This is a genomic window from Methylobacterium frigidaeris (genome assembly GCF_022179185.1).
Lineage (GTDB): Bacteria > Pseudomonadota > Alphaproteobacteria > Rhizobiales > Beijerinckiaceae > Methylobacterium > Methylobacterium frigidaeris.
The window spans coordinates 1-19,136 of record NZ_BPQJ01000015.1 but is presented as its reverse complement, the minus strand read 5'-3'; the positions used below and the strand labels follow the sequence as shown (position 1 = coordinate 19,136).

Annotated in this window: 17 protein-coding genes; 9 read left to right on the top strand and 8 right to left on the bottom strand. The window is 70.9% G+C overall.

Annotated features, from left to right (window positions below; translation table 11 throughout):
- Window positions 1–8 precede the first annotated feature (8 nt).
- Together MFF64_RS16740 and MFF64_RS16735 are read right to left on the bottom strand one after the other, a co-directional pair.
- Window positions 9–1,016 (bottom strand): TRAP transporter substrate-binding protein, encoded by a 1,008-nt coding sequence (locus MFF64_RS16740; RefSeq protein WP_099901840.1) that lies wholly within the window; start codon window positions 1,014–1,016, stop codon window positions 9–11.
- 77 nt (window positions 1,017–1,093) lie between these two features.
- The gene (locus MFF64_RS16735; protein WP_238191609.1) at window positions 1,094–2,029 is read right to left on the bottom strand and encodes a LysR family transcriptional regulator; all 936 of its coding nucleotides are present in this window, start codon (window positions 2,027–2,029) and stop codon (window positions 1,094–1,096) included.
- Window positions 2,030–2,133: 104 nt separating this feature from the next.
- Here MFF64_RS16735 and MFF64_RS16730 point away from each other — a divergent pair, with 104 nt between their 5' ends.
- Window positions 2,134–2,811: an NADPH-dependent F420 reductase gene (locus tag MFF64_RS16730; RefSeq protein ID WP_099904867.1), complete on the top strand. Its 678-nt coding sequence runs from the start codon at window positions 2,134–2,136 to the stop codon at window positions 2,809–2,811.
- Window positions 2,812–2,815: 4 nt separating this feature from the next.
- On the opposite strand, the gene MFF64_RS16725 is transcribed toward MFF64_RS16730, so the two are convergent.
- Entirely contained in the window at window positions 2,816–4,093 is a 1,278-nt protein-coding gene (locus tag MFF64_RS16725) for an alpha/beta hydrolase (RefSeq protein WP_099904869.1), read from the bottom strand.
- Window positions 4,094–4,389: 296 nt separating this feature from the next.
- Between MFF64_RS16725 and MFF64_RS16720 the strand changes: the two genes are divergently transcribed.
- From MFF64_RS16720 to MFF64_RS16705, 4 genes are all read left to right on the top strand, one after another.
- Window positions 4,390–5,181, top strand: coding sequence for a glycosyltransferase family 2 protein (locus tag MFF64_RS16720; protein ID WP_099904871.1), 792 nt, complete (start codon window positions 4,390–4,392; stop codon window positions 5,179–5,181).
- A 200-nt stretch (window positions 5,182–5,381) separates the two neighbouring features.
- Complete coding sequence (locus MFF64_RS16715; protein ID WP_438823080.1) at window positions 5,382–8,987, top strand: CheR family methyltransferase; 3,606 nt, start codon at window positions 5,382–5,384, stop codon at window positions 8,985–8,987.
- Window positions 8,977–9,765: a Crp/Fnr family transcriptional regulator gene (locus MFF64_RS16710; protein ID WP_099904129.1), complete on the top strand. Its 789-nt coding sequence runs from the start codon at window positions 8,977–8,979 to the stop codon at window positions 9,763–9,765. The genes MFF64_RS16715 and MFF64_RS16710 overlap by 11 nt, the downstream gene beginning before the upstream one ends.
- 341 nt (window positions 9,766–10,106) lie before the next feature.
- On the top strand, window positions 10,107–10,364 hold the full coding sequence (locus tag MFF64_RS16705) for a hypothetical protein (protein ID WP_099904131.1): 258 nt from the start codon (window positions 10,107–10,109) through the stop codon (window positions 10,362–10,364).
- A 131-nt stretch (window positions 10,365–10,495) separates the two neighbouring features.
- Here the strand turns inward: MFF64_RS16705 and MFF64_RS16700 are convergent, their stop codons facing one another.
- From MFF64_RS16700 to MFF64_RS16685, 4 genes are all read right to left on the bottom strand, one after another.
- Complete coding sequence (locus tag MFF64_RS16700) at window positions 10,496–10,735, bottom strand: hypothetical protein (RefSeq protein WP_238191607.1); 240 nt, start codon at window positions 10,733–10,735, stop codon at window positions 10,496–10,498.
- A gap of 96 nt (window positions 10,736–10,831) precedes the next feature.
- On the bottom strand, window positions 10,832–12,553 hold the full coding sequence (locus MFF64_RS16695; RefSeq protein WP_238191605.1) for a sensor domain-containing diguanylate cyclase: 1,722 nt from the start codon (window positions 12,551–12,553) through the stop codon (window positions 10,832–10,834).
- 107 nt (window positions 12,554–12,660) lie between these two features.
- Window positions 12,661–12,900: a hypothetical protein gene (locus MFF64_RS16690; protein ID WP_099906224.1), complete on the bottom strand. Its 240-nt coding sequence runs from the start codon at window positions 12,898–12,900 to the stop codon at window positions 12,661–12,663.
- 141 nt (window positions 12,901–13,041) lie between these two features.
- On the bottom strand, window positions 13,042–14,610 hold the full coding sequence (locus MFF64_RS16685; RefSeq protein WP_099906222.1) for a tannase/feruloyl esterase family alpha/beta hydrolase: 1,569 nt from the start codon (window positions 14,608–14,610) through the stop codon (window positions 13,042–13,044).
- A 106-nt stretch (window positions 14,611–14,716) separates the two neighbouring features.
- On the opposite strand from MFF64_RS16685, the gene MFF64_RS16680 reads away from it, so the two are divergent.
- Window positions 14,717–16,354, top strand: a complete 1,638-nt coding sequence (locus MFF64_RS16680) for a GMC family oxidoreductase (RefSeq protein WP_099906220.1) — start codon at window positions 14,717–14,719, stop codon at window positions 16,352–16,354.
- 2 nt (window positions 16,355–16,356) lie between these two features.
- Here MFF64_RS16680 and MFF64_RS16675 read toward each other — a convergent pair whose 3' ends face one another.
- Window positions 16,357–16,653 carry a ribbon-helix-helix domain-containing protein gene (locus tag MFF64_RS16675; RefSeq protein ID WP_099906218.1) on the bottom strand — a complete coding sequence of 99 codons (297 nt, stop codon included), beginning with the start codon at window positions 16,651–16,653 and terminating at the stop codon, window positions 16,357–16,359.
- Between the two features lie 185 nt (window positions 16,654–16,838).
- Between MFF64_RS16675 and MFF64_RS16670 the strand changes: the two genes are divergently transcribed.
- The 3 genes from MFF64_RS16670 (at window position 16,839) to MFF64_RS16660 (ending at window position 19,043) form a co-directional block, all read left to right on the top strand.
- Complete coding sequence (locus MFF64_RS16670; RefSeq protein WP_099906216.1) at window positions 16,839–18,311, top strand: amino acid permease; 1,473 nt, start codon at window positions 16,839–16,841, stop codon at window positions 18,309–18,311.
- An 82-nt stretch (window positions 18,312–18,393) separates the two neighbouring features.
- The gene (locus tag MFF64_RS16665; protein WP_238191603.1) at window positions 18,394–18,792 is read left to right on the top strand and encodes a (R)-mandelonitrile lyase; all 399 of its coding nucleotides are present in this window, start codon (window positions 18,394–18,396) and stop codon (window positions 18,790–18,792) included.
- A 20-nt stretch (window positions 18,793–18,812) separates the two neighbouring features.
- Window positions 18,813–19,043, top strand: coding sequence for a tautomerase family protein (locus MFF64_RS16660; protein ID WP_238191601.1), 231 nt, complete (start codon window positions 18,813–18,815; stop codon window positions 19,041–19,043).
- The last annotated feature ends 93 nt before the right edge of the window (window positions 19,044–19,136 follow it).

Sequence of the window (19,136 nt, the reverse complement as noted above, 5' to 3'; positions counted from 1 at the left end):
GCAACCGGCTACGACACCGCCCCAGCGAACTTCTCCAGGTGGCTCCAGGCCTCGGCCCCGTACTTGCCCTTCCACTCGGTGTAGAAGCCCGCCTTGCGCAGACGGTCCTGGAAGGGCGCGGCCGGCGCGTCGTTGATCGCGAAGCCGGCCTTCCCCAGCGCCTCGCGCATCGCCACGCCCTGGCTCTCGATGTCCCGGCGCTGGTCGAGGGCGGCCTGGTTGAAGTGGCGGGCGGGCACCGCCTTCGCGTCCTCGGGCAGGCGCGACCAGGTCCGATGGCCGGACATCAGCCAGAACCCGTCCCAGATGTGGTTGGTGAAGGAGAGGTACTTCTGCACCTCGGCGAGCTTGAAGCTCGTGATGATGGCGAGCGGGTTCTCCTGGCCGTCCACCACCTTCGTCTGCAGGGCCGAGTAGGCCTCCGAGAAGTTGAGCGCCACCGGTGCGGCGCCGAGCGCCCGGAAGGCGGAGGTGAACAGGGCGCTGTTCGGCACCCGGAGCTTCAGGCCGTCGAAATCGGCCGGGCTCGTGATCGGGCGGGTGCTGGTCGTGGTCTGGCGGAACCCATTGTCCCACATCCGCTCGAACGGGACGAGGCCGGCCTTCGTGATCTCGGATCGGATATAGGCGCCGAGCTCACCGTCGACCGCCGGCCAGACCTTGTCGTAGCCGCTCCACGCGAAGGCGATGTTGATGAGCGAGGCGCGCGGCACCAGCGTCGCCAGATTCGAGGACGACTGCGCGAACATCTCGAGCGCGCCCGAGCGCAGCTGGCTCAGCATGTCGGAATCCGAGCCGAGCTGGCCGTTGGGGAAGACCGCGACCTCGACCGCCCCGTTCGTCTCCGTGGCGACCCGCTCTGCCGCCTCGCGCAGGCGGATCGTCGCCGGGTGGGTGTCGGGCGTGACCACGCCGCATTTGAGCCGGAGCGGTCCCGCCTGCGCCCGGACCCACGGGGCGGGAAGGATCGCGGCGGCAGCGCCGGCGAGCAGGCTGCGGCGCGTGATGGGGTGCATGGTTGTTTCCTCGGTATATCCCGCGCATCCGCGCTCCGGCGCCGGTGCGAAACGGGGCGGTGTTCTTCGGCGGCACCCTATGCGGGTCCACGATCCCGCGCCACCGCGCGGACCGCCGACCCGTCCGGACCGAATTCACTCAGTATCAGATCGACGAAGCGGCGCAGCTTGGCGGTCGGGCGCCGGTCGCGCATCGTCAGGAGATGCATCGGTCGCGACGGTGCGTCCCAGTCCGGCAGGATCTGGACGAGACGGCCGGCGGCGAGGTCGTCGCGCAGGGCGGTCTCGACGCCGAGCACGATCCCGAACCCATCGAGGGCGGCTTCGAGCAGGGCGCGAAAGTCGTTGATGCGCAACCGCCCGGCCGCGGGCGCCTCGACAGTGGTCCCCGCCCGGCTGAAGCGCCACAGCGACTCGCGGCCGCGCGGCCAATGGGAGAAGTCGAGACATTGGTGCCCGGCAAGGGCGTCGGGTGAGTCCGGCACGCCGTGCGCCGCGAGGTAGGCCGGCGCCGCACAGGCGACCAGCCGGTAGGGTGCGAGAGGGCGCGCGACCAGGCTCGACTCGACGAGCGGCCCCAAGCGGATCACCGCCTCGAACCCCTCCTCGACGGGATCGACCATGCGATCGGTGAGGCTGAGATCCACCTCCACCTCCGGACACTCCCGCAGGTAGCGGGTCAGAAGCGGCACCAGGCTGTGGCTGCCGAAGGTCACCGGTGCGTTGATCCGCAGCGTGCCCCGAGGATGGGCCCGGACCGCCTCGGCGAGCGCGTCGGCCGCCTCGGCCTCCGCGAGAACCAGCCGGCAGCGCTCGTGATAGGCGCGACCGAACTCGGTCAGGCTCTGGCGGCGGGTGGTGCGGTTGATGAGCCGCGTGCCGAGCCGGCTCTCCAGGGACGCCACGTGCTTGGCCACCATCTGGGGCGACATCCCGAGGGCGATCGCCGCGGCCGCGAAGGAGCCGAGATCCGCAGCAGCGACGAACACCGCCATGCTGGTGAGCCGATCCACCATTGCCTCCTGGTGGTTGGGAATGCCACGCCGGAAGTGCGATTTATCGTCAGACGTCGCCCAGTTACGCAAGACGCATCGCCGACAGCGCGAGGAGAGACGTCATGCGGATCGGAATCATCGGGGCCGGGTACGTCGGCCGGGCTGTCGCCCGCCACGCCGTCGACCGGGGGCACGCGGTCATGGTGGCCAATTCCCGCGGGACGCGGAGCCTGTTCAGCCTGGGTGTCGATCTCGGCTGCCGCACCGGGACGGCGGCGGAGGCGGCGGCGTTCGGCGAGGTCGTGGTGGTGGCGATCCCGCTCCACGCCTACCGGGCCCTGCCGGAGGCGGAGTTGGCCGGCACGATCGTCCTCGACGCCATGAACTACTATCCCGAGCGGGACGGGCCCATCGCGGCGCTCGATGCAAGACAGGCAACGACGAGCGGGCTTCTGGCCGATCATCTTCCGGCGGCCCGGATCGTCAAGGCGTTCAACGCCATCAGGGCGGAGGACCTGGAGAAGGACGGAAAGCCCGTGGGAATGCCGGGGCGGCGGGCCCTGCCGCTCGCCGGCGACGATCCCGCCGCCAAGGCGGTCGCGGCGGAGCTGATCGACCAGTTCGGCTTCGATCCGGTCGATGCCGGGAGCCTTGCGGAGAGCTGGCGCTTCGAGCGGGCGAAGCCCGCCTATTGCGTTCCCCTCGACCGCGACGGCCTGCTTCGGGCCCTCGCGGCGGCCGAGCGGGACGGCGAGGTCGCCCACGGCTCCTGGCGCAGGGCGGCGTCCGCCGTCGGCTGACCCCTCACTGCCCCCCGAGCGCCCGCGCCGGCGCGGTGGCGAGGTCCACCGCCCCCTCCGCCGTGTCGCCGAGACCCTGGCCGAGGTTGCGCAGGTGCTCGCCGTAGGTCTCGCGGCTCTGGGCGTCGATCACCGCGACCGGCGCCGAGACCGCGAGGCCGGCGGCGGTGCCGACGGTGGCGGCGGCGCCCGCGGTCATCTGGACGATGCGGTCGCTCAAGCCGACGCGGGAATCCGTGATGGTCTGGCCTTGCGCCAGGCGGTTGCCGAGCAGCGCCACGAGCTGCGGGCTGCCGGCGAACTTGCCGTGGTTGAGGGCGTCGCTCCCCTTCAGGGTGGTGAGGTTCAGCACCGCGATGTTCTCGCGGGCGAGCTCGGTGCGGTAGGGCTCGGTCGACGGGTCGATGGCGCCAAGCCGCGCGCCGGAATTGCCCCAGACCAGGCGCGACACCGCGAGCGCGTTGTCGTCCTGCGACACGAACAGGCTCAGGCGCGGCCGGGTCGGGCCCATATCGCGAAACGCCTCGCGGGCGAGGTCGACGTCGACGTCGGGGGCGGCCAGCACCACGTCGCGGATCTTCTGGGCGACGCGCCCGTCGCGGATCGCCATCTGGCGCAGGGATTCGAGGACCAGCCAGTTGCCCATCGAGTGGGCGAGCACCGTGATCTCGGCCACCTCCGGGTTCCGGGCGAGGCGCCGCAGCACGCCCTCGAGGGCGTTGCGCGAGTAGTTGGTGCTCTCCCGGTCGTAGCCGTAGGCGAGCACGCTGCCGCGCGACGGCCAGGTGAACAGTACCGGTACCACGTCCGCTTTGGTGTCGTGCACGATCTGGGCGAAGCGGTAGACCGCGTCCTCGAAGCGGTTGTTGAAACCGTGGACGAAGACCAGCACGTGGCGCTTGCCCGTGCGCGCGGTGCGCTGCAGGCGCGCGGCCGCCTCCGGCCGATCCAGGGTCTCGGCCTTGAGGGTCACGAAATCGGTGGCGGGATTGCCGGGCAGTTCCTTCGGCCACTGCACCGTGCCGGGCTGGCGCACCGCATCCGGCGGGATCGAGACCGTGATGTCGGCGTAGGACAGGGCCGGCCCGCGATCGCCCGAATACATCTCGCCCGGATTGGCGGCGGTCTTGCGCGTGGTCGCCACCAGCATGTCGACCGTCGAGGCCCCGGGCGCCGTGGCGGCCACCGGCGCCAGCACGCCCTTCGGCGTGCCCGCGCAGGCGCCGAGCCCGGCCGCGACCAGGAGGATGCCCAGGCACCGACTCCGCACGAGAACCCCCATCACCAATGACCGCTCCCCGCCCGCCGCTCCGCGAGAACCCTGCGGCAGACGGCGATTCCTCGCGCCCGATCCTCCCGGGCACTTCTTAAAGATGAGCCAAACCGATGCGGCGCCAATGGGGCGGCGGGGCAGGGCCGTCCTTCTGCGGACGGCCGTTGCCGTGAGGGCACGCTCCCGAGCGCCGACGGGCTTCCCCGGCCCGGGCCGGTTTCCAGAACTCCGACAAGATGCTCTAGAGGCTGCCTCGACATTCCCCGGCGCTTCCTCGAGCGGGCCGGGATCTTCCGTCTCGGTCCATGGTCGCCCCCCTCCCCCTCTCGATCTTCCTCATCGCCCACAACGAGGCCGACCGGATCGGCGCCACCCTGGCGGCGGTGCGCGATCTCACCGACGACCTGATCGTGGTCGATTCCGGCTCCACCGACGGCACGCGGGAGCTCGCCGCGTCCTTCGGCGCGCGGGTGATCGAGCGGGGCTGGCCCGGCTACGGGCCGCAGAAGCGCTTCGCCGAGGAGCAGTGCCGGCACGTCTGGATGCTGAACCTCGACGCCGACGAGGTGGTGCCGCCGGAGCTCTCCGCCGAGATCCGCCGGCTGTTCTCGGCCGGCGAGCCGTCGCACCCGGCCTACGCCATCGGCATCGCCGAGGTATTTCCCGGCGAGACGCGGCCGCATCGCCTCGCCTACACGCTGTGGCCGGTGCGGCTCTACCGGCGCGACCGCGGCCGCTACTCGCCCTCGCCGGTGCACGACCGGGTCGATCTCGGACCGGGCGTCACGGTCGGGCGCCTGCGGGCGGTGATCCACCACTTCTCGGTCCGCTCGCTCGGCGACCAGCTCGACAAGCTCAACCGCTACTCCGACCAGCAGGCCGACGACCTCGAGGCCCGGGGCGTCAGGATCCCGACCTGGCGCCTGTTCGTCGAGCTGCCGGGCAACTTCCTCAAGGCCTATATCGGCCGGCGCCACTGCGTGCGCGGCGCCTACGGCTTCCTTACGGCGATGAACTACGCGATCTCGCGCCACCTGCGGGTCGCCAAGCACTACGAGCGCCGGATCGGCGGCCGGCCCGGATCGCGCGGCCGCTGAGGCACCGGGCGGCCTCACCTCGGCGGCTGAACCTGTGTCGGCCCGGGGCGCCCGAGGTGGATGCGAGGCTGCGGAGCCGGAATCCGAAGGAAAACCCGGGATCATCGCCGCTCGGCCTGACAGCGCTTCGCCGGGCGCGTATGCTCGCAGGTGGTGGATTGCGACCCTCATCCAGCATCGCGCACCGGAGGCGGCGACCCTTGGCGAGAAAGACCCGTGCGGAACCGGGCACCGATGGCGCGGGCAGCCGGTCGCCGGAGCGGCCGGTGGTGATCGGCGTCGGCGCGTCGGGGACCGCCATCGATTCCCTGGAGCGCTTCCTCGCCCATGCGCCGGAGATGCCGGGCGTCGCCGTCGTGGTGGCGCTTCAGCAACGCGAGGTGATCGACGAGGCGCGCTGGCGCACGGTGCTGGCGCGGGCGCTCGCCTTGCCGCAGGCTCCGGTCGAGGAGGGCGCCCCGGTCGCGGCCGGGCACCTCTACCTGCTGCCCGAGGGCGGCACCGCCACCCTGGCGCAGGGACGGTTCCGCCTCGAGGCGGAGACGGACGATCCGGGCGGGCGGGGTGGCCTCGACACCTTCCTCGTCGCGTTGGGCGAGGATCAGGGCGCGAATGCCGTGGCGGTGGTGCTCGCCGGCACCGGCAGCGACGGGACGCTCGGCGTCACGGCCATCAAGGCGGCGGGCGGCCTGACCCTGGCCGAGCCGCACGGCGAGGAGGCACACTCGGGCAGCACCGCCGCCTCCCTCGCCGACCACGTCGTGCTCCCCGAGCAGATGCCGGACCGGATCCTGTCCTACGCCCGCCACCTGCGCCGCGGCGCCGAGGCCCGGCCGGCGGAGGCCGAGGCCGCGAGCGATTCCCTGATCCGCATCGCCACCATCCTGCGCAACAAGACCGGGCACGACTTCCACGGCTACAAGCAGAACACCTTCCTGCGCCGCGTCCATCGCCGGATGCAGGTGGTGCAGGTCGAGACGATCGAAGCTTACGTCGAGCACCTGCGAGCCGACCCGGACGAAGTGCAGAACCTGTTCAACGACCTGTTGATCGGGGTGACGCAGTTCTTCCGCGATCATCGCGAGTTCGAGCTGCTCGAAGCCGAGGTCGTCCCGCGACTGTTCGCCGGCAAGGGCTCGGGCGATCAGGTGCGGATCTGGGTACTCGGTTGCGCCACCGGCGAAGAGGCCTACTCGATCGGCATCCTCCTGCGCGAGCACATGGCCAAGCTCGACACGGTGCCGCAGGTGCAGATCTTCGCCACGGACATCGACGGACGGGCGCTGGCGACCGCCCGGGTCGGGCGCTACACCGAGGCGGTCGCCCGCCAGATCCGGCCGGACCGCCTCGCCCGCTGGTTCGTCAAGGAAGGCTCGACCTACTGCATCGTCAAGGAGCTGCGGGAGATGTGCATCTTCTCGCAGCACAACGTGATCAAGGACGCCCCGTTCTCGCGCCTCGATCTCGTCTCGTGCCGCAACCTGCTGATCTACCTCAACGGCGACCTGCAGAACCGGGTGATCCCGCTGTTCCACTTCGCCCTGCGGCCGGGCGGGTTCCTGTTCCTGGGCAATTCCGAGAACGTCACCCGGCATGCCAAGCTGTTCGCCCCCGTTGACCGGCGCTACCGCATCTTCCGCCGCCTCGAGAGCGCCACCCGGGTCCTGCCGGAATTCCCCCTGACCGTGACGGCCGACCGGCGCCAGGAAGGCGGCGGGCTCCTGCGGCCGCGCACGATCGAGGGTGGCCTCGCCCGCCGGGCCGAGCGGGTGGCCGAGCGCTACGCCCCGGCCTACGTGGTGGTCGACGAGGCCTACGACGTGCTGCACTTCTCCGGCCGGACCGGGCGATACATCGACCCGGCCACGGGCGCGGCGAGCCTCAACCTGCTCAACCTCGTCCACCGCGACCTGCGCCTCGACCTGCGCGCCGCCCTGCTGAAGGCGGGGGCCGAGCACCGCACCGTCAAGGCCGAGCGCACCGCCATGGGCTCGGACGGCGAGCGGCGCCTCGTCACCCTGGTGATCGAGCCGGTGCCCGGCGGCGACGGCCCGCCGAGCTTCGTCGTCCTGTTCCAGGAGGGCGACACGCTCGACGGCGACGGCACCGAGGAGCCGGCCCCGTCCTTCCTGCGCGACGAGCACGTCCAGCGCCTCGAGAGCGAGCTGCGCCTCACTCGCGAGCGCCTCCAGGCCACGATCGAAGAGCTGGAGAGCACCAACGAGGAGCTGAAATCCTCCAACGAGGAATATCAGTCGATCAACGAGGAGCTACAATCCGCCAACGAAGAGCTCGAAACGTCGAAGGAGGAGCTGCAATCCGTCAACGAGGAATTGCAGACCGTCAACGGCGAGCTCGGCCATCGTGTCAACGACCTCGGCCGGGCCAACAGCGACCTCAAGAACCTGCTCGAGAGCACCCAGATCGCCACGGTGTTCCTCGACAACGAGTTCCGGGTGAAGAACTTTACTCCGGCGGTGACCGATATCTTCCACCTGATCGATTCCGATCTCGGGCGGCCGATCATCCATATCGCGGCGCGCATCAACTATCCGGAGCTGCCCGAGGACGTGCGCAAGGTGCTGCGCACCCTCGGCACCATCGAGCGCGAGGTCGGCAGCCCGGAGAGCGGCGCGCGCTACCTCGCCCGGGTGCTGCCCTACCGCTCGATCGACAACTTCATCGCCGGCGTGGTCATCACCTTCCTGGACATCACCGCCACCGCCCGGGCCGAGCGGGCCCTGCGCGAGAGCCAGGAGCGCTTCCGGCGGATGGAGCGCGTCGTCCCGGCCTTCCTGTTCACCGCCGATGCCGAGCTGAACTGGATCTACGTCAATCCGCGCTTCTACGAGCATACGGGGCTGGAGGACGGCAAGGCGCTCGGCCTCGGCTGGCTCACGGTGATGCATCCCGAGGACGTCGAGGAGAACCAGCGCCGCTGGCGGCGGGCGGTCGCGAACCGCGAGACCTTCGAGCACGAGTTCCGCATCCGGGCTGCCGCCGGCACCTATCGCTGGTTCACCGTCCGGGCCGAGCCGATGGCCGATCCGGATGGCGGCGCCGTCACCTGGTTCGGCTCCTGCACGGACAGCCACGAGCGGCGGATGGCCGAGGACCGCCAGCGCCTGCTGCTCACCGAGCTGCAGCACCGGGTGAAGAACATCCTGGCGGTGGTGCGCTCGGTGGCCAACCGCACCGCCGAGGGCCAGACCTCGCTCGCCGACTTCGTGATGCATTTCGACGGCCGGCTCGGAGCGCTCGCCCGCACCCAGAACATCCTGACCCGCAGCCCCGACGCCGCCACCGACCTCGCCGAGCTGATCGGCGAGGAGGTCCTGTCCCACGCGGTGCGGGACGGCGGCCAAGTGACCCTCACCGGCCCCGAGGTGCGCCTACCGCAGAAGACCGCCGAGACCCTCGGCCTAGTGCTGCACGAACTCGCCACCAACGCCATCAAGTACGGGGCGCTCGCCCGGCCGGACGGACGGATCGCCATCGGCTGGCACGTCTATGGCGGCGGGCCGGAGCGCCGCCTGCGGCTCGAATGGCAGGAGAGCGGCGTCACCCTGCTCTCGACCGCGCCGACCCGCCGCGGCTTCGGGCGCGAGCTGATCGAGCAGGGCCTGGTCTACGAGTTCGGCGCCACGACAGCCCTGGAATACCGCCCGGGCGGGGTGCGCTGCGTCATCGAGCTGCCAGTCCAGGCGCCGGGCAGCGGGTTGCAGGCCGCAGGCTCGCGATTGCAGGGCTCGGGGTCGCTGGCACCGGCCGGAGACGCGCTCGCGGAGGCTGACGATGCCGGTTGAATCCCTCGCCCGCTCTCCCGCCGCGCCGGACGCGGCCCTGCGGCGCCTCTCCGGCTACGCCCCGCTGGCGCCCGAGGAAGCGGCGCTGCTGCGCCAGGTCACCGCCCGCCCGGTCCTGGTGCCGGCCCGCACCGAGCTGGTGCGCGACGGCGAGGCCGCGCCGCGGCCGCAGGTGCTGCTGGAGGGCTGGGCCTGCCGCCAGCGGCTGCTCGCCGATGGCCGGCGCCAGATCGTCGTCGTGCTGCTGCCCGGCGACCTGATCGGCCTCGAAACGCGCCGGCGCCCGCTGCCCTTCGGCTCCGTCGCCACCCTGACGCCGGCCCAGATCTGCGAGGCGGGCGCCCTGCGCGCCGCCGCGGGCGGGCGCGAGGCCGGCGGAGAGACGGGGAACGGAGAGGCGGGTGGCAGGGAGACGGGTGGCAGGGAGACGGGTTTGGCGGCGGCCCTGCGGCAGGCGCGGGAGATGGAGGAGATCTGGCTCGTCAACCAGGTGGTGCGCCTCGGACGCCAGACCGCCTACGAGCGCGTCGCGCATTTCCTGCTGGAGCTGCGCGAACGGCTGGCGGCGGTGGACCGGGTGCAGGAGAACCGCTTCTCGTTCCCGATCACCCAGGAAGTCCTGGCCGATGCCCTCGGCCTCAGCGTCGTGCACATGAACCGCACGATGCAGCAGTTGCGCCGGGACGGCCTGATCGAGCAGCGCGCCACCGCCATCACCCTGCGCGACGTGCCGTCCCTCGTCTCGATCGCGGATTATGCCGGTGCCCACGGCACATGACCGCCGGCGGCACTCCACGTGCGGTGGATCTTCACATAAGTGATGGAACGGGCTGAAAAAGACCAGCAACATCACAAGTGTTGCGGCAATTCTTGCCCGACCGTCCCTGTTGGCCCGGTCTCGACCGGGTGGACGACCATCAGGGATGTTGCTGAGGCCCCCAAGTCGACTTCACCGCCCTGCTCGCTCCCGCCGGCAGGGCCTCTTTTTGTGCGCGCGATACGCCTTTTGCCGGCGGGCGACGATGCCGCGTTGCCACCATCGGCCAACCCTCCCATCCTGCTTTCGCCAGAACGAGAAGCGGCGTCTCCTTCAAACGGACGAACGAGGGGGGATCGGGCGTGGAGGATTACCGGGCCGAATTGCGGCGCCAGGTCCGCCTCGGCGACATCGCCACCGGCGAGGCGGCGGGCGCCTGCCTGCCGGGCCTGCTGCGCCGCCTGAGCCATCACGAGGTCCGGGCCGGCACCGCCCCGCGCCTCTTGCGCCTGTACCATCTCTGGCGCCGCAACAGCCTGCGCCGGCAGGTAGCCGATGCGCGCTGGCACGTCGAGCAGGGCCGTGCCGCCCGGATGGGCGAACTCGCCTCGCGGCGCTGACGCCTCGTCGCGGTGCACGACCCTGCGCTCAAGTCATGAGGCTCACGCGGGGCCACTGGCCCGCGTGAGCCGATCCTATCGGGCTTTCGCACCGATCTCGGTTCGCTCCCGGTAGCGTCCCGCCAAGATGATCAATGCAGGTAGCCCAGGAAGAACAGGATCAGGATGATCGGCAGCGGTATGCCGATCAACCAGAGCAGCCCACCTTTCATCATCGTCGCCTCCATGACTCCACGAATACTCTCGTGGGGCATTAACGGAGCTTGACGCAATCCGGTTCCGCCGGGCCGGAAACGCTCCGACGACGGCGGGATGCGGTGCGGGAAGCGACTCTCGGGCGGTCGATCCTCTCGACAGCGCGACAGTCGCATCGCTAAGCTCGCCGAAACGCCGAAGACGGGGGCACGGGATCGCGGCCCTCGGTTTCGTCCGCCGATCCGTGCGCCTCGAGCGAGGGTGAGGGGCCCTCACGCCGCCCGCTCGATCTCCTCGGTCTCCACCGCGACGCTGACCCGGTCCCGGCCCCGCGCCTTGGCCTCGTAGAGGGCCGCGTCGGCGCGGGCGATCGCCGCCTGGATGTCCGGGTCGCGCGCCGACACCGTCGCGACCCCGATGCTGACCGTGACGGCGATGGCGCGGCCGCCATGCGCGATCTCCGCGCCCCGCGCGGCGACGCAGAGTCGCTCGGCGATGAGCCCCGCCTCGGACCCGCCAAGGCCGAGGAGCAGCACCACGAATTCCTCGCCGCCGAAGCGGGCGACGGTGTCGGAGCCGCGCACGGTCTCCGCCAGCAGGGCACCGACATGGCGGATCACCGCGTCGCCGGCATCGTGTCCGTGTTGGTCGTTGACGCGCTTGAAGTGGTCGATGTCGACGACCAGCACGGCGACCCCGCAGCGGCCGCCCCTCGCCTGCGCGAAGGCCTCCTCCGCCGGCCCAGCGAAACCGCGCCGGTTGAGGAGCCCGGTGAGCACGTCGGTACCGGCGACCTGGCGCAGGTCCTCGATCTGGCGCCGGTAGAAGGCGGCGACGCGGGTCGAGCGGGTCGTGGCATCGTTGAGCTCGCGCTCGACGGTGCCGATCCGCCGCAGCAGCGAGCGCAGGGCGGCCGAGAGGGCCACGAATTCCCGGGCGCCATCGAGGCGCGGCAGCGTGGTCGCCTCGGCCTCGCGACCGATCCGGTCCGCTGCGGCGGTCATCCGCCGGAGCGGTGCCGCCGCCCGGCGACCGAGGCACCAGGCGAGCGCGATGCCGATCACCGCCGCGGCGGCGCCGAGGGCGAGCAGCGCCTGTACCGAGCGCCGCACCGGCGCGAGGGCCTGCGCCTCCGGCCGGGTCGCCACCACGATCCAGCCGAGGCCGGGATCGCCGCCCGCGATCCCGCTCCGCTCGCCCGTCGCCGCCGAGGCGAAGCCCGCGAGCACCGTCTCGGTGCCGAGCGCGGCGGTGAAGCGGCCGCTGCCCTGCTCGACCATGGCGCCGATTCGGGCCGGTCCGAACGGCATCGTGCCGAGGCGCGGCCCCAGGATCACGTGGCCGCGCCGGTCGAGCACCCACAGGTCGGTGCCCGGCAGATCCTCGTCGAGGAGGCGCCGCCGAGCCCGGATCGCCCAGTCCCAGCTCAGGTGGCCGGCGAGCACCCCGATGACGCCGCCCGCGGCATCGCGCACCGGCGCCGCGACGTCGACGAGGCGCAGGGGCTCGGGCTCGGCGCGGACGAGGAGGCGGCTCAGCAGCACCGCCTCGTGCACGTCGCCGACATTGGGCCTGGCGAGCCCGGTCTCGAACCAGGCTCTCCCGTTCATCGCCATCCCTTCGAGCAGGCCGTCCGTGCCGACCCGGATGCGGCCGTCCGCCGAGACGAAGCCGAGCCAGGCATAGTCCGGCGCCGTCGTCCGCATGGCGGCGAGGACGCCGCGGACCATCGTCGCGTCGCTGCTCCAGCGCTCGCGCAGCGGTTCGAGGCCGGCGACGACCTGGATCTCGCGGAAGCGCTCGCGCAAGGTGACGTCGAGGGTCTCGGCCATGCCGGTGGCGAGGCGGGCGAGGCGCGCCTCGGCGAGCTGGATGGCGCTCCTCCGCTCGAGCCAGACGGCGCCGCCCACCGTCGCCCCCACCAGGGCAAGGCAGAGCAAGCCGACCAGCGCGGCGAGCTGGTGCTCGAAGCGGAGCCGATTCCTGAACGACACGATGCACCTCCGCGACCGGAGGCCCGTTCTCCGCCCGTCTCCCGCAACGATCGGTTCAGCCGACCACTCGCATTCGAACGATCGCGCTCAGCAGGAGGACTCGGATCCTACGTTCCCGGGACGGGGCGGCGTCCCTGGCTGTGGAGACGCCGCTCCTGCGCCCCGCGCTCGGCGGCGTCGGTGAGCTGGGTGATCAGGGCACCGGCGGCCCCGAGGGGAATCAGCAGGAACACCGTGCCGCCATCCGGCCCGCTCACTTCGGCCGCCAGGGTATCGCCGCCGTCGATCGTGCTGACGGCGGTGACACTGGTGATCGAGAGGACCCGGGGTCGTGCATCGTCGCTCATGCCTGCCACTCCTGCGGCACAGATGCCACGAAAGCGGCCCTGAACAATTGCTAACACGTTACACTATAGGAAAATTCCGGCCGCCGTGGAGAGGCTGTCGCCTTAGGCCGACCGACCGAGGCCGGGCGGTCGAGGTCGCCCTCACGGCGCCGCACAGCTGAGGCCGGCGCCGTCGGGGCGGGGGACCTGCGGGTAGGCGCAGACCGGCCGCGACCACAGCACCGCCCCGCCGGCGTCGCGCTTCGTCGCGACGAGCTCGCGCGGCGCCTCCCCGGCCTCGACCCAGCGTTCCAGCGCCGTCAGCGGATCGATGCCGGTGTCGCTGATGCCCGGCCCCTCGGTGCCGATGCCGCAATGGTCCATGCCCGGCACCATGAACAGGCGCGCGGTCTTGGCCAGGGCGTCGAAGCCGCCCGGGCCCTGTCCGCCGGCTCCTTTGCCATCGGTTCCTTTGGCCAACGCCTCGTAGAAGGCGACGCTCATGAACGGCGTGACCAGCGGATCGCCCCAGCCGTGATAGATCAGGAGCTTGCCGCCCGCATCGCGAAAGGGTGCGAGATCGGCCGCCGGCCGCACCGTCGCGGCCACGGGATCGTAGGTGGCGGCGTTGTAGACCTGCGCCTGCGGTGCCATCCGGGCCGGATCGGCGGAGAAATCGAAATCCGCGACGCGGTAGGCCGGCCCGGGCGAGGGCCAGAACGCCATGTAGCGCAGGAAGTCGGCGGAGAAGAGCGGCAGGATCGCCGGTGCGTTGCCGAGGCCCGTGAGCCAGCGCGGCCAATGTGCCTCGGAGCCGAGCGGGATGCCGCCGGGATAGAGCGCCCGGCCGCCGGTATCGGCCGGGCCGGCGTACCACTTCTCCAGCACCCCGATCTCGGCCTCGCTCAGGCACTTGTCGGAGGTGTCGCCGGAGCAGCGCAGCGACGACGGCTTGAAGCTGCATTGCCGCGGGTCGGCGACGAGGCCTCCGGTCTCCTTCGCCCCGCAGGCCGCCGCCACCGCATCCGCCACGAGCTTGACCCGCGGCGTCGTCAGGATCGGCTTGCCGTCCGCGCCCGTATTCGCCTTCGTCACCCAGGCGAAGGTCGTGGCGACGAGGCCGGTATAGTCGAGGGCAGGCGCTCCGCTGATGATCCCGTCGAAGTCCTTCGGGTATTTCAGCGCCTCCATCGCCGCCATGCGGCCGCCGGTGGAGCAGCCGGCGAAGTAGGACTTGTGTTGCGGCCGGTCGTAGAAGGCCCGCACCAGCGCCTTGCTGACCCGGGCGGTCTCGGTCACGGCGCGCTGGCCCCAATCCATCCGGGCGACGAGGTCGCCGACGGCCCAGCGCCCGTCGACCGAGCCGGTGCCCCAGTGGCCCGAATCCATCGTCGAGGCGGCGTAGCCCCGGCGCAGGCCGTAATTCATCGCGTTGGTGAAGCCGGGCGCGTCCGCATTGAGGGTGCCGCAGAAGCCGCCGCAGCCGGTACCGTAATATTTGCCGTTCCAGTTCTGCAGCGGCAGCCGCACCTCGACGCTGATCGCCGGCCGCACCGTGCCGAGCACCCGGCAATAGGCCGGCAGGTCACCCGAGGCCGGGACCTCGGCGGCGGAGTGGAGGTTCACCGCCTCGATCTTCAGGGCGGCGAGCGCACCGCACTCGCCGGCGAGCGCCGGCGCCGCCATCAGGCCGGCGGCGAGACCCGCCGCGATTCCGATTGTCCGCCCCATCGTCCCCTCCCGGATGTTTCGGCGGAGCTTAACTGGTACCCCTTGCGCCGTCGCCAGAGGAATGCGCTAAACCCGCCGGAACGACAGATCAGGGCGGGGAAACGCGATGGCGGGCAGCACGGCCGGCGGGGCTTTCGAGGATTTCGGCACCTACGACGACATCGTGGTCGGGGCGGGCTCGGCGGGCTGCGTGCTCGCCAACCGCCTCTCGGCCGATCCGCGCCGGCGCGTGCTGGTGCTGGAGGCGGGTGGGCGCGACAACTGGATCTGGTTCCACATCCCGGCCGGCTATCTCTTCGCGATCGGCAACAAGCGGGCGGACTGGCTCTTCACCACCCAGGCCGAGGCGGGGCTGAACGGGCGCCAGCTGGCCTACCCGCGCGGCAAGGTCATCGGCGGCTCGTCCGCCATCAACGCGATGATCTACATGCGCGGCCAGGCCGCCGATTACGACGGCTGGCGCCAGCTCGGCCTCGAGGGCTGGGGCTGGGACGACGTGCTGCCCTACTTCCTCAAGCACGAGGACCACATCGCGCCGCCGAACAGCTTCCACCGCTCCGGCGGCGAGTGGCGGGTCGAGCCGCCGCGGATCCGCTGGGCGATCCTCGACGCGATCCGCGACGCCGCGGAGGCCGCCGGCATCCCCAAGATTCCGGACTTCAATACCGGCGATAACGAGGGCTCGTCCTACTTCCAGGTCAACCAGCGTCGCGGCCGGCGCTGGAGCGCGGCCCGCGGCTTCCTCAAGCCGGCCCTGAACCGCCCCAACCTGCGGCTCGAGACCGGGGTGCATGTCGAGCGGGTGCTGATCGAGGACGGCCGCGCCGCCGGCGTGGTGTTCGGCCGCGGCGGGCAGCGCTACCTGGCGCGGGCGAACGGCGAGGTCGTGCTCTCGGCCGGCGCCGTCGCGACGCCGAAACTCCTCGAACTCTCCGGGATCGGCGACGGGGCGCGGCTCCAGGCCCTCGGGATCGAGGTCGCGCATCACGCCCCCGGCGTCGGCGAGAACCTGCAGGACCACCTGCAGATCCGGCCGGTCTACAAGGTGACGGGCGTGCCGACGCTCAACCTCACCTATGCCAACCTGATCAAGCGCGGCTGGATGGGGGTGGAATACGCGCTGTTCCGCACCGGGCCGCTCACCATGGCACCGAGCCAAGTCGGGGTGTTCACCCGCTCCTCGCCCGATTACGCCACCGCGAACCTCGAATACCACTTCCAGCCGCTCTCCCTCGACAAGTGGGGCGAGGGCCTGCACCCGTTCGGGGCCTTCACGGCGAGCGTGTGCAACCTGCGCCCCTCGAGCCGCGGCAGCGTGCATGCGGCGAGCCCCGACCCGCTGGCGCCGCCGGAGATCCGGCCGAACTATCTCTCGACCGAGGAGGACCGCCGGGTGGCGGTCGATTCGCTGAAATTGACCCGCCGCATCGTCGCCCAGGCGCCACTCGCCCGCTATCGGCCGGAGGAGCACCTGCCGGGACCCTCGATCGCGAGCGACGCCGACCTGCTCAAGGCCGCAGGCGATCTCGGCACCACGATCTTCCATCCCGTCGGCACCGCCCGGATGGGGGCCGACCACGAGGCCGGCGCGGTGCTCGATGCGCGCCTGCGGGTGCGCGGGGTGCGGGGCCTGCGGGTCGCGGACGCCTCGGCGATGCCGCGCATCACCTCGGGCAACACCAACTCGCCGACGATCATGCTGGCCGAGAAGGGCGCGGCGATGATCCTGGAGGATGCCAGATAGGCTTACTCTGCCGCCATCAGCACCGGCGCAGCCGCCCGGTGGCCCCCGGACAGGTAGATCAGGCAGGAGCAGCGCAGGAGCGAGGCGAAGTTGCGCACCGCGCCGTGCCGCTCCAGCACCTCGTCATGGAGCTTGGTGGCGAACTTCGCGACGCTCAGCCCCTCCTGACGGGCGATCTCCTCCAGGATGGTCCAGAACGCGGTCTCAAGGCGCAGAGAGGTGCAGTGCCCGCCGATCCGCAGCGAACGCGTCTCATAGGCGTAGCGCTCCGGCGTCTGCTCGGCGAAGATCCGGCACATGGGGGCTCCTCCTGTGTCTGCGGGCGAATACTATTGAAGCGGGGGACGCTTCGGCAAGCGGCCGATGCGTCGCGGGCGAGACGATTGCGGTGCAGCAACTCCCTTCCGAGAGAGGACGATCATCACGGTGCAGCTTTGGCGATGACGCTGCGTTCTAGTCCTTGACGACCCTCGGAGAACGCACGATGGCACAGGAGAGCGTAGCGGACGGGCTGATGCGGACGAAGCCGATCGATCGCCTCCGAGAGGATGCGGAGGGCGGCAGCCACACCCTCGAGCGCACCCTGGGGCCCTGGAGCCTGGTTGGGCTCGGCATCGGGGCGATCATCGGCGCCGGGCTGTTCTCGCTCACCGGCATCGCGGCGGCCGAGAATGCCGGGCCGGCGGTCGTCATCTCCTTCGCCATCGCGGCCATCGGCTGCGCGCTCGCAGGCATGTGCTACAGCGAGCTCGCCAGCATGATCCCGGTCTCGGGCAGCGCCTACACCTACGCCTACGCGACGATGGGCGAGTTCGTCGCCTGGATCATCGGCTGGGATCTGGTGCTCGAATACGCGGTCGGCGCCGCCACCGTGTCGGTGAGCTGGTCGAAATACGTCGCCAGCCTGTTGCAGGATTGGGGGATCACGCTGCCGCCGCGCCTCCTGCACTCGCCGTTCGAGACGGTGCAGCTGGCCGACGGCTCGAGCGTCCATGGCCTCGTCAACCTGCCGGCAGTCCTGATCCTGTGCCTGATTTCGCTGCTCCTGATGCGCGGCGTGCGTGAATCGACCCGGGTCAACAGCGTGATCGTGGTGGTGAAGGTCGCGGTGGTGCTGGTCGTGGTCGGGGTCGGCCTGTTCTACATCAAGGCGCAGAACTACGTGCCGTTCATCCCGGAGAATACCGGCACCTTCGGCGAGTACGGCTGGAGCGGCATCATGCGGGCGGCCGGCGTAGTGTTCTTCGCCTATATCGGCTTCGACGCGGTCTCGACGGCGGCGCAGGAGGTGAAGAACCCTCAGCGCACGATGATGGTCGGCATCCTCGGCTCGCTGGCGATCTGCACGGTGCTCTACATCGCCTTCGCGGCGGTGCTCACCGGCCTCGTTCCCTACGCGTCGATGAAGGGCGACGCGGCCCCGGTCGCCACCGCCATCAAGCAGACGCCGTTCCCGTGGCTCCAGACCCTGGTGACGCTCGGTGTCATCGCGGGCTTCACGACCGTGATGCTGGTGCTGCTCTACGGCCAGTCGCGGGTCTTCTTCTCCATGGCGAACGACCGGCTGCTGCCGAAATTCTTCGCGGCCATTCACCCGACCTGGCGCACGCCGTACCGCTCGAACCTGTTCTTCATGGTGTTCGCGGCGCTCCTGGGCGGTCTGACTCCGATCAGCACGCTGGGTCACATGACCAGCATCGGCACGCTGCTCGCCTTCATCATCGTCTGCGCCGGCGTCGTCATTATGCGGCGCACCCACCCGGACGAGCCGCGGGGCTACCGCGTGCCGCTGGTGCCGCTGATACCGGTGGCCGGCATCCTGGTCTGTCTGGCGATGATGCTCTCCCTCGACGGGGAGACCTGGCTGCGCCTGGTGGTCTGGCTCGGGATCGGGCTCGCGATCTATTTCGGCTATGGCCGGCGCCACAGCCGGGTCGGCCGCGAGGCGGCACGCTGATCTTTCCCCCTCCCTGGCGGCGCCGGTGGGACCTGGGCTAAGGCAGTCCGGTCCCACGCGGCGCGCCAGGAGGGAGTTTGTCATGGAAATCCATAGGAGCGGGTCCCGTCCGTCGCAGACGGGCTCGGCGGAGTACTTCACCGGCCGGGTGCGGATCGACCCGCTCATGGGCCCGCCGGATCCGGCGCGCGTCACCGGCGCCCACGTCACCTTCGAGCCGGGCGCGCGGACGGCCTGGCACACCCATCCCCTCGGCCAAACCCTGATCGTCACGGTCGGCCTGGGCTGGGCGCAGAGGGAGGGTGGCCCGATCGAGGAGATACGGCCCGGCGATGTGGTGTGGTTCCCGCCCGGCGAGAAGCACTGGCACGGCGCGACCGCCGCCACCGGCATGAGCCACATCGCCATCCAGGAGAAGCAGGACGGCAGCGCCGTGACCTGGCTCGATCCCGTGACCGACGCCGAGTACGGCGGGCGCTAAGAAAGAGAGAACCCGACCCCATGCCACACGTCATCGTGAAGCTCTATTCCGGCCGGAGCGACGAGCAGAAGCAGCGCATCACCGACGAGATCACCAAGGCTGTGATGACCGCGACCGGCTGCTCCGAAGGCTCGGTCTCGGTTGGCGTCGAGGACGTGGAGCCGAGCGCCTGGATAGCCACCGTCTACGAGCCCGACATCGTCGCCAAGACGGACACGATCTTCAAGAAGCCCGGCTACACGCTGGCCTGAATGCGACAAACCCCGCCGGCATCGCCGAGCGGGGTTTGTCATGATCTTGGTTGCGGGGACAGGATTTGAACCTGTGACCTTCAGGTTATGAGC

Bases quoted from the DNA above. Each gene is read 5' to 3' on its own strand.
- MFF64_RS16680 (WP_099906220.1), top strand. From the start codon at position 14,717: ATGGCGGGCAGCACGGCCGGCGGGGCTTTCGAGGATTTCGGCACCTAC.
- MFF64_RS16740 (WP_099901840.1), bottom strand. From the start codon at position 1,016: ATGCACCCCATCACGCGCCGCAGCCTGCTCGCCGGCGCTGCCGCCGCG.
- MFF64_RS16700 (WP_238191607.1), bottom strand. From the start codon at position 10,735: ATGCGACTGTCGCGCTGTCGAGAGGATCGACCGCCCGAGAGTCGCTTC.
- MFF64_RS16690 (WP_099906224.1), bottom strand. From the start codon at position 12,900: ATGAGCGACGATGCACGACCCCGGGTCCTCTCGATCACCAGTGTCACC.
- MFF64_RS16670 (WP_099906216.1), top strand. From the start codon at position 16,839: ATGGCACAGGAGAGCGTAGCGGACGGGCTGATGCGGACGAAGCCGATC.
- MFF64_RS16660 (WP_238191601.1), top strand. From the start codon at position 18,813: ATGCCACACGTCATCGTGAAGCTCTATTCCGGCCGGAGCGACGAGCAG.
- MFF64_RS16730 (WP_099904867.1), top strand. From the start codon at position 2,134: ATGCGGATCGGAATCATCGGGGCCGGGTACGTCGGCCGGGCTGTCGCC.
- MFF64_RS16725 (WP_099904869.1), bottom strand. From the start codon at position 4,093: ATGGGGGTTCTCGTGCGGAGTCGGTGCCTGGGCATCCTCCTGGTCGCG.
- MFF64_RS16685 (WP_099906222.1), bottom strand. From the start codon at position 14,610: ATGGGGCGGACAATCGGAATCGCGGCGGGTCTCGCCGCCGGCCTGATG.
- MFF64_RS16720 (WP_099904871.1), top strand. From the start codon at position 4,390: ATGGTCGCCCCCCTCCCCCTCTCGATCTTCCTCATCGCCCACAACGAG.
- MFF64_RS16665 (WP_238191603.1), top strand. From the start codon at position 18,394: ATGGAAATCCATAGGAGCGGGTCCCGTCCGTCGCAGACGGGCTCGGCG.
- MFF64_RS16710 (WP_099904129.1), top strand. From the start codon at position 8,977: ATGCCGGTTGAATCCCTCGCCCGCTCTCCCGCCGCGCCGGACGCGGCC.
- MFF64_RS16675 (WP_099906218.1), bottom strand. From the start codon at position 16,653: ATGTGCCGGATCTTCGCCGAGCAGACGCCGGAGCGCTACGCCTATGAG.